14 protein-coding genes are annotated in these 16291 nt (G+C 39.6%); 2 read left to right on the top strand and 12 right to left on the bottom strand.

From position 1 onward, the window contains the following. The first annotated feature begins 74 nt into the window (after positions 1–74). The gene (locus WBM98_RS11790; RefSeq protein WP_424366219.1) at positions 75–1262 is read left to right on the top strand and encodes a molybdopterin molybdotransferase MoeA; all 1188 of its coding nucleotides are present in this window, start codon (positions 75–77) and stop codon (positions 1260–1262) included. A 30-nt stretch (positions 1263–1292) separates the two neighbouring features. On the opposite strand, the gene WBM98_RS11795 is transcribed toward WBM98_RS11790, so the two are convergent. The 9 genes from WBM98_RS11795 to WBM98_RS11835 all read right to left on the bottom strand — a co-directional run bounded on the left by WBM98_RS11795 (position 1293) and on the right by WBM98_RS11835 (position 11332). Next, positions 1293–1835: a DUF7010 family protein gene (locus WBM98_RS11795; RefSeq protein ID WP_424366220.1), complete on the bottom strand. Its 543-nt coding sequence runs from the start codon at positions 1833–1835 to the stop codon at positions 1293–1295. Between the two features lie 21 nt (positions 1836–1856). After that, complete coding sequence (locus tag WBM98_RS11800; RefSeq protein ID WP_424366221.1) at positions 1857–2729, bottom strand: 3-keto-disaccharide hydrolase; 873 nt, start codon at positions 2727–2729, stop codon at positions 1857–1859. Between the two features lie 120 nt (positions 2730–2849). Then, entirely contained in the window at positions 2850–3215 is a 366-nt protein-coding gene (locus WBM98_RS11805) for a DUF1801 domain-containing protein (RefSeq protein WP_424366222.1), read from the bottom strand. Between the two features lie 228 nt (positions 3216–3443). Next, positions 3444–5204, bottom strand: coding sequence for an APC family permease (locus tag WBM98_RS11810; protein WP_424366223.1), 1761 nt, complete (start codon positions 5202–5204; stop codon positions 3444–3446). 532 nt (positions 5205–5736) lie between these two features. Further along, positions 5737–7497 (bottom strand): SulP family inorganic anion transporter, encoded by a 1761-nt coding sequence (locus tag WBM98_RS11815; protein WP_424366224.1) that lies wholly within the window; start codon positions 7495–7497, stop codon positions 5737–5739. Positions 7498–7510: 13 nt separating this feature from the next. Beyond that, positions 7511–8122, bottom strand: coding sequence for a DUF2238 domain-containing protein (locus tag WBM98_RS11820; RefSeq protein WP_424366225.1), 612 nt, complete (start codon positions 8120–8122; stop codon positions 7511–7513). A 141-nt stretch (positions 8123–8263) separates the two neighbouring features. Next, positions 8264–8716, bottom strand: coding sequence for an RDD family protein (locus tag WBM98_RS11825; protein WP_424366226.1), 453 nt, complete (start codon positions 8714–8716; stop codon positions 8264–8266). Between the two features lie 150 nt (positions 8717–8866). After that, positions 8867–9718 carry an RluA family pseudouridine synthase gene (locus WBM98_RS11830; RefSeq protein WP_424366227.1) on the bottom strand — a complete coding sequence of 284 codons (852 nt, stop codon included), beginning with the start codon at positions 9716–9718 and terminating at the stop codon, positions 8867–8869. Between the two features lie 90 nt (positions 9719–9808). Next, complete coding sequence (locus WBM98_RS11835; RefSeq protein WP_424366228.1) at positions 9809–11332, bottom strand: glycosyltransferase family 39 protein; 1524 nt, start codon at positions 11330–11332, stop codon at positions 9809–9811. Between the two features lie 378 nt (positions 11333–11710). Between WBM98_RS11835 and WBM98_RS11840 the strand changes: the two genes are divergently transcribed. Next, positions 11711–12034, top strand: coding sequence for a hypothetical protein (locus WBM98_RS11840; protein ID WP_424366229.1), 324 nt, complete (start codon positions 11711–11713; stop codon positions 12032–12034). 237 nt (positions 12035–12271) lie between these two features. On the opposite strand, the gene WBM98_RS11845 is transcribed toward WBM98_RS11840, so the two are convergent. The 3 genes from WBM98_RS11845 to WBM98_RS11855 form a co-directional block, all read right to left on the bottom strand. Beyond that, positions 12272–13618, bottom strand: coding sequence for a serine hydrolase (locus WBM98_RS11845; protein ID WP_424366230.1), 1347 nt, complete (start codon positions 13616–13618; stop codon positions 12272–12274). 586 nt (positions 13619–14204) lie between these two features. Beyond that, entirely contained in the window at positions 14205–14711 is a 507-nt protein-coding gene (locus tag WBM98_RS11850; RefSeq protein ID WP_424366231.1) for a YybH family protein, read from the bottom strand. Between the two features lie 120 nt (positions 14712–14831). Next, positions 14832–16291, bottom strand: a 1460-nt coding sequence (locus WBM98_RS11855; RefSeq protein ID WP_424366232.1) for a prolyl oligopeptidase family serine peptidase, incomplete at its 5' end; no start/stop codon positions are given.

Consider the following 16291-nt stretch of genomic DNA (forward strand, 5'->3'; position numbering starts at 1 on the left):
CACATGCAGTTATGGATGTAGATGGTCTACTAATGTTTATCTTTGGATCAACAGTTTTTTTTTGATTTGTAGGTATGATAAACTATGATGAGGCTTATGCCAATGTATTGCGGTATACTTTTGATTTTGGGGTAGAGACCGTAGCCTTACTTGAAAGCAATGGAAGAATATTGGCCGAAGAGGTGTTGGCGGATCGGGATTTCCCCCCTTTTGACCGTGCCACCAAGGATGGAATAGCCATTGATTCAAAGGCCCTTGAAAAAGGGTTGGAACGCTTTAAGATCGAAGGTTTGGCAAGTGCCGGAATGGGGCAGCAACAACTACACGACTTCCATCATTGCATCGAGGTCATGACAGGGGCCATAGTTCCCGAAAATGCCGATACCGTTATCATGTACGAGCATGTGACCATTGCTGACGGGTATGCGACCTTATTACAGGAAGCTAGAAAAGGACAAGACATCCATGTTCAAGGGAGTGATGTGGTCTTAGGTACGGTTTTATTACCAAGGAATAGCCGTATTGGACCTGCGGAAATCGGAATTTTGGCCTCCGTAGGGAAATCAGAAGTACAGGTAAGGAAAATGCCGAAAGTCTGTGTCGTCTCCACGGGAAATGAATTGGTTGCGGTCGCTGAAACACCTTTGCCCCATCAAATACGACGATCCAATGCCTTATCGCTATGTGCTGCCTTGCAAAAGGAAAAGATCGAGGCCTTCTCAATACATCTTAAAGATGATAAGGCTTCCATCAAAAAAGAATTAGACCACCTATTAAAGACCTATGATGTGGTACTATTAAGTGGGGGAGTGTCTAAGGGAAAATTTGATTTTATTCCTGAAGTCATGGAATCGCTTGCAGTTCAAAAAGTATTTCACAGAGTCGCCCAAAAACCTGGAAAACCTTTCTGGTTCGGTATACAGCCTGAGTTAAAGACCGTCGTATTCTCTTTTCCCGGTAATCCGGTTTCCACGTTTGCGAATTACCACGTCTATTTTCTACCCTGGTTGTATCGTTCTATGGACATCGAAATACCCAAGACCGAAGTAGTATTTGACGGGACGCTACAGGTACATCCCCCTTTGACCCGTTTTGTTCAGGTAAGCACGGAAAACAAAAAAGGAGTACTTTGGGCGAGTCCCGTACGGGAAAATGGTTCGGGAGATTTGACCAGTTTGGCCCTTTCCGACGGATTCATCTGCCTGCGCCCACGGGATAAAGCCTATGAAAAAGGGGAATTGGTCCCATATATTTCAACATAGGAGTTTTGGGCTTACTATGTGTTTTTTTTTTCAGGTGGCTCTTTTTCGATTACGCAAGATCACTATGGTAATCAAATAAATCAGGACAATGGCAAAGGGTATGGTCACAAAACGCAATTCGGGGAAAAGATACCAAAGTATTACTATGATGATCGTTCTTGTGATGCCATGGAACAATCCGACCCAATGGTTGATTATCCAGGAGAATGGGACCCACATTAAACCGGTCAATATACCCACAGACAAGGGCAAAGAGGAATAATCGATAAGAAAAAAGGGGATGGCAATGGCATAGACCAAGGCCGCTTGGGCCACCGTAAACATAAACAAACGGTCGAATGTATTTTTGGGTTTGGTCTTGTCCAAAAAATTTTCCCCTGTGAATTTTGAAATAAATAGCCCTAAATAAACAATACTTCCGGTACCGATGAACAATACCCAGACCGTAGCGGTTATGGGCAAGAAAATACCTGCAAACCCGATGATCAACCAAACGATCATTCCCGCCAACGGGGTCGCCAAGAATTTACCTTCCATAAATTCCTTTCGTTGCTCCTCTAGGGTCCTTTCCAATTGCTCTATAGTTTTTATAAGTTATTCATATTTACACTCCGATGGGTCGCCCTTAATGTAATAAGACTTGTAATTCAAGGCTTTTTTATCGGTACAACCACATAAATCCAATATTTCGATATTCCGGAATTCAGTATCATGGCTCTCACCTTGTAAGGCGATAAAGCCTTCGGTCATGGGCGTGCCATCCTTAAATTGCGTTTTATCCAATCCTTCTAAAAAACCTCCAATAACGGGTTTGGTAAAGGTAATTACCGTATCGCCTTCCACAATTTGGTGAACGATGGAATCGCCTAAGACCACCGCCTCGATATTCACCCATTTTTCGATGGGGTAGGTAGCGCCCTTGGTATTGGGCATGCAATGATCCTCAATCAATGTTCCATCGATGTGCACATGGCAGCCCGGTGTGCATAGATTCCCCGTTGGGCGTTCACCCTCATCCTTACCGGCCAGTAATTGAAACTCCATCGATAGGGGAAAATCCTGATTTAGGGTCATGGTTTTAGGGTCTTGGCAATGCAGCATAAAACCGTTATTGGCAAAGGCCCATTCAGGGCCTCCTTTGACCTGTTCCCCTACCATTCTATATTGGGCTTTTAAGCGGTAATGTGAAAACTTGGTCTTATAAAAAAGATGGCCGAATTTACTGTCGAAGGAATCATAAGCCGCATAGGAGACCCGTAGATTGCCATCGGTAACGCCAAAGGTCTCGAGGGCATTTTCACCGAGTTCGAATCCTTTGATCTTGGGGGTCCACCCTTCCAAATTCGTTCCATTGAACAAAGAAATCCATTCTTCCGTATCAGTGTTGGGGTTTTGTTTTGTAGCGCAACTAAAAACGAACAAAAAGAGGCAACCGAAGCTTAGGAATGCCATTATTGGATTTTTCATTGGAGGTTATTTGAATGTCCATAAAGTTAAATCTTTAATCGGGTAATAAAAAGGATGGGAATGATTTTACGAAAAATTGATACGTGTAACGTTTGGGATTTTAAGGAGGCCCTAGGGCATTCATTTCACTGGTATCGTTCCGTTGCGATAGAGGTCTACCGCTTTTTTTAAAATCCAGTGAATTGTTGTTTTAGGGAGGTCCTTATTCGGGTCTACCTTGAATATTTTCATTCGGGACCTCTTGCCAATTTCCAGTCCAGGGTGGTTCAAGTATGCGCCTTCCACAAAAAGGATATAGGGTTCGTCCGTTTTTTTATCGACCCAAAGGTAGCAGCACATTTTATTTCGGTAGCAAAAGCATGGCATACCGTATTTTTTGGTTTCGGAAAGGTTATAGTCCTCAGTAAGGATGATATCCCGTAAGGCCAATAAACAACCTTTATTCGGTTCATCCTTACCTAGATAGAAAGCATCGTTCGTGTTCAAAGTTCCTTATTTGTATTGTAGCTTCTCGCCGAGGCTGGGCATTGGTATTAGGTGTACAGATCTGACATCACGGGAAAATAATAAAAATCCGGATGTAGACCATGTATATTTAAAATATTCCCTGATTAGGGGACTCTCGGGAGAATATAGGGTAGATAGAACCATCAGTGTCAAATAATAAGAAGGTTGACATGCCTTCTTGAACAAGTTGGTTTTAGGCTTTTTTTATCAAATTATCAATCGTACGCCCCCAAGCTCTTCGATCTTATACGGAAAACGGTTCCCCGGAGAACCAATAAACATAAAGTTTATCGGGATTTTCCATTCTTTGGACAATCGCGTAATGAGTTCTGGGCTAAAACTTTCATTCAATTCTATAAATTCAATACTTATCAACGGGTATTCCCGATCCACCACATCGATGTCGTTTCTGAGCTGGGGCGTGATCTTTGGGCCGTTCTTGGTTGCAGTAACCACCTTTAATTTCTTGGTATGCTCGTTTTTTTGGATATAGAGCATTACCTTGTTCAAGGTCGCTACGTCATCACCTTTGGTGAAATAGACAAATTCCTGCGAATTGATCTCGTCGATGACGGCAAGTATTTTTCGATCTGTGTTCAACACAAAAACCCTAACCGGGTCAAAGACCGTATGGATCAACTTCAATAAAAACTTAAGCAACACGGTTCTATTGAGCATTACTATAATAAATACCATGGAGGGGATGAAGTATTCAAGAAAGATCGAAAGATTACTCTGAACACCCTCTTGGGATGGCATCTCCAAATTTCCGATCAAAGCGATGATAACCCCTGAAATGGCTATGAAGATAGCGATCCAACTCGCTTTTTCAGGACGGGGCAAACTGTTTCTTTTCACTTTAAGCAATATATTGCCCACTCCGAATAAAGCCATTACTGATAAAAAGGAAATGGTGTATACACCGGCCAATAATTTTACATCCCCTGCAGTAATCAATAAAACCGACACCGTCAAGAGCAAGAAAATAATAATGATTCTATAAGAACTGCCCCTTTTGTTTTTCTTCAGAAAGTACTGCGGTAGAATTCGATCAAGTGCCATACGTTCCAATAAACCCGAGACCCCGACAAAACTTGTCAATACAGCACCACTGAGTACCAAGAAGGCGTCAATGCCTATTAAAATAGCCAACCAATCGCCCCCAACATGGGATGCCATTTCTATTAAAAGCGTGTTTTGATACGCATCGCTATGTAGTAAAGGCATGGCGAATAAGGCCAGTGCAAAGAGGGCCGCCAGCGGATTGATGACACTCACGACGATCCACATGTTCTTCAGTGTTTTGGGGAATACGCCTTTCTGTTGTTCCTCAACAAAGTTCGCCGAACTTTCAAAACCGGAAACCCCTAGCATGGAAGCTGCGAAACCGAGAAAGATAGCATTAGTGATGTTGCCTCCCATGGTCGGTAAATTCCAGTTTTCCCAGAAAGTTCCCAAACCATTTTGTAGTAAAAAGTACGTGATGAAAGCGCTCAATATCACAAAAGACGCTAAATGAAAAAGGAATATCCCAATGGCCACCTTTGCTGATTCAGAAACGCCCGCAATAGTGAGGCTGGCAAATAAGATCAGCAGTATCATCGTGGCAATGATTATGGGGATCGCAGGTATTAAATGATGTAGATAATGTATGGCCTCGTTGGCTGATATAACGGCCGTCGCCATATAGGACAGTAAGGTCAACGTAGCGGCAAAAGACGCGATCGATTTGCTTGTGGTATTCAGCAAGGCGTTGTACGCACCCCCATTTAAGGGCAAGGCCCCAACAACTTCACCATATATTTTGCGAAATAGGAAAAGAACGAAAGATACAATGAGGAGGGTAATCCAAGCATATTGCCCGGCAAAGGCTATTGCCAGGGCCGATACATATAAGACGGAAGAACTAATATCATTTCCGCAAATAGCGGTAGAGGCCAAAACAGATAATTTTTTGTGTTGTTTCACTAGGTGTTACATTAGGTTCAATTTCATCGAAACCATATAATTTCAAGTAGTCAATCAGCTTCAATCTTACCTGTTCCTGAGCATGTTATTAAGGCTAACACCAAAACCGAGCATCAGTATGACCACCATGATTTATGATCTTAAAATGAAGGCACAATGAATGTTATTATTTTTTTTCTTCTCAACCTTAGAACAACCCTGCCAAGGAACCACCTAGGGGATTGGGTTCGTATACCGGCTGAATCAATACTCAAAGATATATTATTTATGGCGCTCAGATTCGATAATCTTAAAGATTATAAAGGCGATATCCCGAAATCTATCCACGGCCCAACCCTTCGAATTATATGTTCTTGGCTACTATATGGCACCCGACTTGTACAAGCCAAGGATTTCGGGGCAGTTTTCGAAAATAAAAACAGTTATATCTTTCAACTTTTGAGCCGTTTGATAAGGCCGGAATGGTCTACCCGGATTATTCCTATTCTTGAAATTCATCGGATGGGTCCATATGAAGTTCCAAGCCTTTTTTTTAAATGGACTTTGCCTTTTCAATTGCGATATTTATATTCTTTGCAATACAATCTTTATCGATGAACTCATACAAATGGTATTTTTCGAAGTCTTTAAGTAACGCCTCATTGGCCCCGGAAATAATAACGGCTATTTCTTTCGACTTGAATGTTTTGATAATCTCCTTTAAACTTTGAAACCCGGTTGCATCTATGAGTGGAACGTAACGCATTCGTATCACCACCGCTTTGGGTTGTATACTTGTTTGGGTAATCGTTTCTTGAAACTGTCTTGCAGCACCGAAAAAAAGAGGGCCATTGATTTCATACAGGATGACATTCTGGGGTATTTCTAAATTCTCATGGTCAAAAAGATGCTCGCCATTAACATCATCGGAGGTTATATTTTGAATGTGCACGGATTCACTCATTTTTTTCATAAAGAGCAAGCTTGCCAGAACAATTCCGATTTCAATTGCGATGACCAAATCAAAAAGTACAGTGAGGAAAAAGGTGGTCAATAGAATGATAATGTCCATTCGATTTCCTTTCATAATTGATGCAAACTGTCGCCATTCACTCATATGATAGGCAACAACGATGAGGATACCTGATAAGCAGGAGAGGGGTATCAATTTGGCATAAGGGGCAAAGAGCATCATTATGGTCAACAAAATAACCCCATGAATGATCCCCGAAATCGGAGTGCGTCCTCCGTTCTTCACATTGGTTGCCGTTCTCGCGATAGCACCTGTAGCGGGAATTCCCCCAAAAAGGGCTGAAAAAATATTGGCTACGCCTTGTGCTATCAATTCCATATTGGAACGATGTTTGCCACCTATCATGGAATCGGATACCACGGCAGATAGCAATGACTCTATACTACCTAATATGGCTATGGCAAATGCAGGCTGAATAAGGGATTGTATGGTGTTGAAATCAACGGCAGGAATCGTAGGCATGTTCAATTTGTTCGGAATATCGCCAAAGTTACTTTCAATGGTATCAACAGGTATCTCGAACAATTTCACAACGATGGTCGATAAAATGATGGCGATAATTGAACCGGGAATCATTTTTATCACTTTTTGGAAGTGAAGCGTTAATAGCACTGTGACCGTGGCAATGGCCATGGCATACCCGTTGAGCTGACGAAAATTCCCAAAATAAACCGTCCATTTTTCCAAAAAATCGGAGGGGACATTTTTAATGCCCAATCCGAAGAAATCATTTACCTGTGATGACAGAATGATAAGGGCAATGGCACTGGTAAAACCAACAACCAAAGAATACGGAATAAATTTCAGTAGGTTGCCCAGCCTAGCTAAACCAAACCCGATAATGATAAAACCGGCCATGAATGTGGCAATGGTCAACCCATTTAAACCAAATTCTTGTACAATGCCATAAACAATGACTATAAAAGCCCCTGTTGGGCCTCCTATTTGAACACGGCTACCTCCCAAAACAGAAATGATAATCCCTGCGATTATCGCCGTGATCAATCCTTTTTCAGGTGAAACACCAGAGGCTATCGCAAAAGCAATCGCCAAGGGCAATGCTACAATTCCGACAATTATCCCAGAGATTATATCTTTTGATACTGTTTCCCTGGAAATCCCTTCTTTAAGAAGTGAAAACAATTTTGGGGTAAATTCTGAGCGCATTTTGTAAGGGTCTATAGCCGTTCTTTGGAATAAGGAAATTGTAGACCAATGTACTAAATAAACAACATCTAGCAATCGATTGCCTTTGATTTTCCTGCTTGAAATCAAAGGCATTGAACCCAGCGGATTACTGTACGCCGTTTTTTATTTTGGCTATTTGTTTATCATGATATTTCGAAAGAAAGACGATCATACTCACGGCCCCTATCAATGCGAAAAGTATATCTGATTGAGTATCCCATACATAGCCTTGGGTACCAAGAAATGCTTCTGCGGATTGTCCTGATGCGATGGCAACAAACCACTCTAAAAACTCATAAAACACACTTACACTTATGCATACACATATGGTAAGAAATGAGAGCCAGTAGCCTTTTTTGACAATCGCCTTTCTAATGAACAACTCCCTGATGATCACGGCAGGAACAAATCCCTGTGCGAAGTGCCCGACTTTGTCATAGTTATTTCTGCTTTGATGAAATATTTCTTTGATCTCATCGAACAGCGGAACCTCGGCATAGGTATAATGTCCGCCGATAAATAAGATATAACAATGAACCAATATCAACATATAGGTCAAATAGGAGAATCGAAAGCTGTTAAATGTCATCACGAGTATCACCAACCCCAGGATACCCGGAAAAACCTCAAGTAGCCACGTAAAATAATCATGGGGATCAATCGCTGAAATCAGTAATCCAATAAAAAACAATACGATGAGAATCCAATATTTTTTCATTCCTGATATTTTCAAAGGCATTACTAGGGTCTTAGGTTCTGCTATGTTGCGGGACGCCATCTCCAAAAGCAAAGGTTAGTGGCCGTATTTGAATTTTTGCCACTAAGAAAACTTACACCGAATTGGCCTTTGGTCGAATTCTTAATCGGCAACCGCTACAACCACAGATTTAGCCACAAAATCATGGATTGCTTTTCTCTTTTTAGTTCCCGTAACGGTCAACAAGGATATCCAACCCAATGAGGCTTTTAAGATAAAACACACTACTGCTATAGGAAATGAGATATTTTTTGTGGTATCCGCATCTTTTTTAACACGAATATTACTGTATGAATGTCCTATGGTTGCTCCATAAAAACTGGTAAAAAAAGGATCATACAAAAGAAAAATAAGTATGGCCGCCATAATACGCACGCCGTCGGGAACATGCTCGAATACGTTCAGGAATTCAGAAATGCCATACATGGCAGCTATATGAACAATTGCGTCTATTACGGCAGCTTTTACCCGATCCGGTAGAATGGCGTATTTTTCTTCCATAGATTTTATGCTTACAGTGGGTGTATAACCTTCTAGCATCGCGAAGGGTGCCATGCCCAATACATTTATGTACGAAGTTACTGAACTTTATGGTACCCCAGCATACGATATGCCTTCACCAAATTTCCCAAACCGAATACCCTATTCCTGTTTTTAAGCCAAAGCGCTGTTGTTGAGAAAGAATTCCCTCATTTCATAAGGTGATTAATCCGAGTCTTCGTCCTTGGGGATTTCGGCTATCTTCGCACTGAATATTTTCTTGAATCTTTGGGGCAGTTCAGCTTTTATATAGACTTGATGCGATGTAAATGGATGTATAAAACACAACGAATAGGCGTGTAAATACAAGCCCTTGCCATTCAAGATTAAATTTTCGATACCATATTCCTTATCTCCGAGTATCGGATGAGCGATACTGGAGAGATGTTTACGCAATTGATGCCTTCTACCTGTTTTAGGCTTCAATTCCACCAAGTTGAGTTTTCCGAATCGTATTGAGGAAACAGCTTCCACTAGGTTATAATTCGACTGTGATTTCTTGCCTTCAATTTCCGAAGTGATTTTCCCTTGATCGTTCATATTGCCAATAGTGACGGCATAGTAGGTTTTCTCAACCATATTGTCTTCAAACATCCTGTTCAAGGCACGAATAGCGCTACTCGTTTTACCGACCAATAAAACACCTGTGGTCGCATAATCCAATCGATGCACAGGTTGCGGTTTTGTCGCATCATCAAGGATGCTTGGTTGTATGTTTTGCGGTAAGGCATTGGCAATGGTTTTAAAAGTATTGCCGCTGACCAAGATGCCGGCAGGTTTATGGATTACCGCTAGATGATCATCTTCGATCAACACCTTAAGCGGAAGGATCAGTTTCTTCTTCGGACTGACTTCCTTTGGAATGGTCAGGCCAATGCATTCACCACCATGGATTAACGTTGCCGAAGTGGCAATGACATCATTTACCGTTATGCACTTTTTACTTAATGCCTTTTTTAGCGCTGATTTCGTAAAAGCGGCACTGAAAATACCAACCCCATATTCCTGTAGTCGCATTGGGGAAGGTATATTCGGAACGGTATGTATTTCGGTCGGTTTGATTTTGTTTTTATTTTAAAGGCCAAAAAGCAACCATTCGCCATGGTATTAGCGGTCGTTTTTTACGTCTTCAATTTCGCTTTTTATTCTTTTATTAATATTGATTTTCGTCGATGTGAAAGCAAATATCAATGTTTTATATTCTCTCGCATATTTATTGGTTATTGAATCCGCTATCACTGAGGAATCAAAATACGGACTGGTTTTGCTAAATTCATCATCTTTTTCGGCATAATCTTTAACCCTTATGAGATGAAGATAGTGTTGTTCAAGATCAAACCAATTGATATAGTCTGCATTAAAGGAAACCGCTTTTATTCCCTCTTTGGTATAATAATTTATGGCGCCTGCCTGTCCATAATTATCACAAAGAATTAGGGTTTGGGAAGGGCTGGGCATTTCCTTGTAGATGGAATCTACCTTTTTGGCGAGTTCTTGCCAGCCCAGCATATCCGCATAGTCTTGAGGCAGCAAATGGTCTTGCCCATCTTCCCATCGTAGCATTCCCATCTCTTTATATTTGCTGGAATGTGCAATGATATATTTCGGACTTTTATTGGGGAAGGCAATAGTGTACATGGGAATAAAAAACAAGATCGGAATAGCGATGGCTATGGGTTGTACTATTTTTTTCCATCCTTTCCGTAGCCTATTGGCGAGAAAAACGGAACCAAAAGAAATATAAATTGGGTATAGCCCGATGGCGTAATAGTCCTTTGCTTTGAAATACAGAAAAACCAAAAGTGTAAAAAAGAATGCCCAAAAGAACGGTCTATATTTTTCAAATGGTTTGTAACGCAGTAGCGCATACAAGCCCAAAATAATAACAAATAAGGAGCCTGTGAAAAAAAGCAGTTGTGATTTTAAAAACCCGAGCCTGTCTACATGTACCAATTGGGAGTCTGCCAATTCATTTAAATGGTGGATTATGGGAAAATCATTCTGGTATTGCCACCACAGGTTTGGTGAAATCAACAATAGGCCCAAAAGTAGGGCAATGTATACTTTTTTTTGAAGGAACAGGTTACGTTGCTTTGTTAGTAAAACAGCCGGAATAAAGCCGATAAGCGAAAAAACAATATTGTATTTGTTTAGAAAGCCAAAGGCAAATACGATAGCTGCCACAAACAGCCATTTCGTTTTTTCGGTGTTGAAATATTTGATCATAATGAAGTAAAGCATTGTCCAGCTTAAAACGTCAAATGAATTTGGCTGATATAGCGTATTAAGTCTTAACAGGGCAGAAAATAAAACACAAGTTGCTCCCAATATTAGTGCAAACAGATTTCCTTTTAGTTCCTCAATGGCTTTCCATACTATGAAAATGGTCAATGCACCAAATAAGGCCGGGAAGAACTTGACCCAAAAAACTGAATTTCCCAAGAGATAAATGACTTTCGAAATCCATGAAGTCAATGGCGGAACAGATACATAGCCCCATGCCAAATGCTGACCTAGATCAAGATGAAGGTATTCATCCCTTTGTAGATCGTATATAGGGTTTATTAAATGGTATTGCAGTAGAAACTTTACAACAATAAACCCAAGTAATATCCATGTTTTTTTTGACATTAAGCGCTGTATATTTATAGTTGTCCTGTCCTGAAATAGAGCTACAGGTTGAAATTGATTTTCTGATGTAGCCGAAAGATAAATAATAAGAATGAATTTCCGAATAGGAAATTCGGCTATACCCTGTCAGGTGCTTCCCTTTTAAAATAGGGCTTGCACTACTTATGTTCCATTTGATTTATTCCTGCTTCTATAGGGAGGTGTCCGCAATTGATGGAATACGATGTTGTGCATTCGTTTTCTTGCCGATCATATGTATTCCATTCAAAACTGGTGGATTCCTTACAAAAGACGTTCAACAGCCACAGGGTATGATATGTATCATTTAGGATAATCAGGATAGGGAATACCTTTGGTATTGCATAAAAATCATAGAATATGGAAAATACCAAAAAACGCACAAACAAAAGCATCTACTGGATACTATTGATTCTTTCGATACTTACCGGCATTGTCTTTTACGGAGTTTTGCAGGGTCAATTTAGCTTACAGTTTCTTCTTTTTTTCTCAGGAGTTCCTTTCTTTCTCTTTGTCATAGGATGTTTTGGGTTATTATGGCCAAAACTTAAACCTGCAGGGGATGTAGTCTATATTAGCCATGCCTTACTCATAGGAGTCCTTTTTATACTTCTGTTCTTTATCCATATCTGGATAATTTTACCACGTATCTGTCCGGATTTCGGTTCGTGTTTAGGCATATGATTTCGTTGAATATTTTTGAGGTTTGAATCCTACTATTTCTTGACCATTGTTTTCAACACAGTCTTATGGGCTTTTGTCGAGTACTTCGCAATAATTCGATATGTTGCCAAAGAAATCAGGCAATAGTACCCAAAATCAATCCGACCAATGAATAAGGGTAATGGTCGCAACAAATAGCCGGCGAATGTTTCAGACCTGCTTCCTTGTTACCTAGGTTGGCATTAGGTCTTTATCTATTTAATTGACATCAAGTTCATTTAAAACATGAATTGCCGAAGGTAATCCAGGATTCAACTCCAAAGCCTTTTTATATGCTTTAATACCGTTTATGGTATCTCCTTTTTGTAGTAGGGCTTCTCCATAACTATCGTAACAATTTGCTACATCTGGGAATAATTCAATGTTTAGCTTGAACAATTCAACAGCTTTTGAAACATCGTTGGCTTCAAACAGATAGGCGTATCCAAGGGCGTTTAAAATAATATCTTTGGGATCAGTTGGATGAAAATTGGTTATAAGATCATTGAAATTTGATTTTACATAATTTATACCACCTTTCTCATAGGCTTTACGCACACTTTGAATCGCTGGTAATTTGGGTTTCTCTGGAATTTTACCCTGTAAGGTGGACAAAATATCCATGGCAATTCTTTCAGCAACGGGCTCATCCATGTTGGCAAACACAACTATGGTTTTGTCCTCATCGATTATCTGAAATAAGGCGCTATTAAAACCGTCAAAGCCTCCTGCTGCCATGATGCCCTCACCAGGTTTCATTTTCTTCAAATATTGAAAAAAAGGATCTTTGGCTTTTATTTTTTCGGAAAGCAACAAAGTGTCATTGTAATAAGATCTATAAAATTTAACTACGTCTGCTGTGGTGGACAAAAAACCACCGTCCGGATTAGGAACATCCTGTGTAGGGGTACTTACTTCTAATTTTCCTAAGGGAGAATAATAATACCCTATGGCAATCCGATTATCCAAGCCTTCAAAATCATTTAAATAGGTGTTTTCTAATCCCAGCTTGTCTACGATTCTATCTTTTACATTCCTAAAGTAGGAAGCTCCCGTTACTTTTTCGATGATGCCGCCCAGGATGACGTATCCCAAATTGGAATAATCATTTTCACTGCCAGGTTCAAAATTAAGTTGAAATGTTTTTGCCCTTTCTATGATTGATTGCAGGGATTTTTCATTTTTTGGCAAATCGAAGTAGTCGGGTGTATGATAATCTCCAAATCCTGAGGTGTGTGACAATAAATGAGCAATCGTTACATGTTTTACGCTGGGGTCTTCAAAACCATCAATGTAATCAGTGAGATTATCATCTAAACTCAATTTTCCTTCATTTTCCAATTGTTTTATAACTATCGAAGTGAATGTTTTATTCATTGACCCAATATCAAAAAGGTTATAAAGGGTGTTCTTTCTGTTTGCTGATCTATCGGCTAGACCATAGGCCTGATGAAACAAGACTTCGCCTTTATCGGCAACCAATACAACCCCTGAGAAAATATCCAATTTTATATAGTCTTGAATAATGTTTTCGATCTGAGTTTGAAACACATTAGGTTGTGTCACAAGCGAAGCTGTTTTATGATTTTTATTCTGGTCATTACAAGTGCTAAAACAAAACACAATTAAAAATAGAAACAAAATATTTTTCATTATCGATTTGATTTTATAAGCATTCCAAATTGATAACTAAAATAGTAGTTATATAACTATAAAAATAGTTGTTTAACAAAAATTTAAGGTTTTAGGAGTAATGCTTAAGGTTCAACCCTCTCAATATTTTCTGAAAGGGCCTTGTTTTTATTATCTCGGTTTATTATGATTTTTTAAGTCCAAGCACTTTTACCATAGCTGAGACAATTCCAAAAGTCGAAAAAAATAAATCAATGAAACCGTTAAGAATCGATTGTCAACTATTTACCAATAGGTATCATTTTGAGCTACGTTGTCCCATGATTGAATTCCGCTAACCGATGTTCATGGTCAACATTACCATGCTTATCGTAATGAAGTTATTTTTCATTATTTTCGGTTTACTGCCAAGGGATTGAAGTAGCTTGGTTGCGCCAGCCGGTAGGCCGGCAGGCAAACAACCCGTCAGAACGACCCTGACGGGCTTGTTGCTTATAAGCCTTGTTATGCATTCGTACTTTTATTCTGTGGGCATTGGTGCATTACTACTCCACATACCATAGGTGGAAATCCACTTCCCCTCCTCATTACGTTCCAGTATTTCGGTGTATTTTCCAACTTCTACGATCGTATCGTTATTCGCTCCGTGAAACCGCATGGTAAACGTTCCGATTTCGTAGCCTAAATTACCATTGCTTTTAGCATCAATCGTTTGTACGGTCGCATCTATAATTCCAGCATCAATAGCGCCTTGCCAATATGCCTGAATATTGGCACGTCCGGTAACAATAGGTTCATTAGGCGGCAGTATAGATGCATTTTCGTCATATACAATGGCGGCAGCCACAGCATCTTTTGCAGTTAATGCTTTTGCAAAATCCCGGTTCATTTGCCCAAGTTCCTCTACCGTAGCAGATTTGGGTGCTTCCAATTTTTCAGAAGTGTCAGGTTGTTGTTTACAACTGAATATAGTTGATAACATAATGGTCATACTTAGAAGCATAAAAAATTTAGGTGTTGTTTTCATATTTTTAGTTTTAATTGATGCCTACTCTGTTTGGTTTTCGGCTCTCCCTTTTTTAGTTTTAAAATCTATTTGTCATTTTGGGGTATGACACACATCGACCTGCATTGATAGCGACTGGCTTTATTCCTCCAATTGTTTAAGTTTATCAAGGGCGTTCTGGTTTTCAGGATTTAATTCCAACGACTTCTTGTAGTTCGAAATAGCGTTTTCAATATCCTTATTGTAAAGATAAGCCAGGGCTAAACTATCATATATATTTGCTGATTTCGGGTAGATATGTACAGCCAATAAAAAGACATGTATACCTTGCTCCAGCTTGCCAGCGTTAAATGATAACCGAAGGCCGAGGTTGTTTAACACACCTTCTTCAAGCTTTAGTGAAGGGTGTTTGGCTATTGCTTCTTCGTATAATGGAATTAAATCGCGATATCCCTGTTTGAGTGCCAATTCATTAAAATCAAATTCTTTTGGATGTGATTTTTTCATTTTTTTCGAAACCAAGGCTTCGGAGATGCCATTTTTATCAGGACTATTTTCAAGGAATTCCTTGGCGTTCCCTTCATTTTTCAACGTGGCATTCAGAAATTGCAAGGTATGTTGGGAAAGTAGTTTGTAGGACGCCATAATTTCAACATCACTTTTGTCCTGTCTTTTGTCCCTATAACCAAATAAGACACCAATAGTACCAAAATGGGAATGTGTTAAGTCATGGAATTTGTAACTATAGACATCGCTATACATTAAGGAGTCGTACAGTTGGAATTTATAATTCAACCCAGCAGGTATTTTATCACTGCGAAGTACATCTTCTGGAATTTCTTTTTGGGCAAAATGGATGTAAGGAATAGTAAACTTTTCTAAGCTAAAGTAGGGTGATTTTTCTAGTACAGGATAATTGTATCTTTCAGTTCCATCCAAACTTACTATGGCATTTATGTTTTTGTTTTTCATAACCGTTATAGCATTGGACAGTCCGCCAAAACTAAAGCCCATAAGTGCTATTCTATCGAAGTCCATAGTTGTGTATTTATGAATTTCTTTTAAAAGAAATTCCACATCCCTAGATTGTGTTTCCATATCTTTTGTAGTCCCCCCATCCAACCATCTTGTATCTGTCCCCCTTGAAGGACTTGATATCACAACGTAACCATTACTTGACAAATATTCGAATAACGCAAAATTTTCAATTGATGAGGCTTGATAGCTTGGGGCATAGACTACGACAGGAAATTTACCTTCTAAAAAAATGGCATTGGAGAAAGCATATACTTTTTCAGACAGATGGGCTCTATTTTGCGGTGTATCCCCTAAGTCAGGAAACCAATCCAGCAATAACTCGTTTGGCAAGTTATTCGATTCTTCCTCTTCTTTCAAAATCCCCAAATAATCCAAAACTGTCAATTGATTGGCACTGCTATTTTCAATACTGGTCGGATACCATATACTAATGGGAATTGGCCTATGTATGAATTGGTTATTAAAGTCATTTACAATTTGATAAATTCTTGTACTATCGGTTACGGTATAATGTCTAAAACCTACACTATATGCTCCGTTTTTTAGGTCTATATCTTTTAACG

The organism is Maribacter sp., assembly GCF_049667165.1.
Lineage (GTDB): Bacteria > Bacteroidota > Bacteroidia > Flavobacteriales > Flavobacteriaceae > Maribacter_A.

What these genes read in the sequence shown, in the direction of transcription:
- WBM98_RS11790 (WP_424366219.1), top strand. Translation starts at nt 75, where the DNA reads ATGATAAACTATGATGAGGCTTATGCCAATGTATTGCGGTATACTTTT.
- WBM98_RS11800 (WP_424366221.1), bottom strand. Translation starts at nt 2,729, where the DNA reads ATGAAAAATCCAATAATGGCATTCCTAAGCTTCGGTTGCCTCTTTTTG.
- WBM98_RS11815 (WP_424366224.1), bottom strand. Translation starts at nt 7,497, where the DNA reads ATGCCTTTGATTTCAAGCAGGAAAATCAAAGGCAATCGATTGCTAGAT.
- WBM98_RS11820 (WP_424366225.1), bottom strand. Translation starts at nt 8,122, where the DNA reads ATGAAAAAATATTGGATTCTCATCGTATTGTTTTTTATTGGATTACTG.
- WBM98_RS11825 (WP_424366226.1), bottom strand. Translation starts at nt 8,716, where the DNA reads ATGGCACCCTTCGCGATGCTAGAAGGTTATACACCCACTGTAAGCATA.
- WBM98_RS11830 (WP_424366227.1), bottom strand. Translation starts at nt 9,718, where the DNA reads ATGCGACTACAGGAATATGGGGTTGGTATTTTCAGTGCCGCTTTTACG.
- WBM98_RS11835 (WP_424366228.1), bottom strand. Translation starts at nt 11,332, where the DNA reads ATGTCAAAAAAAACATGGATATTACTTGGGTTTATTGTTGTAAAGTTT.
- WBM98_RS11840 (WP_424366229.1), top strand. Translation starts at nt 11,711, where the DNA reads ATGGAAAATACCAAAAAACGCACAAACAAAAGCATCTACTGGATACTA.
- WBM98_RS11850 (WP_424366231.1), bottom strand. Translation starts at nt 14,711, where the DNA reads ATGAAAACAACACCTAAATTTTTTATGCTTCTAAGTATGACCATTATG.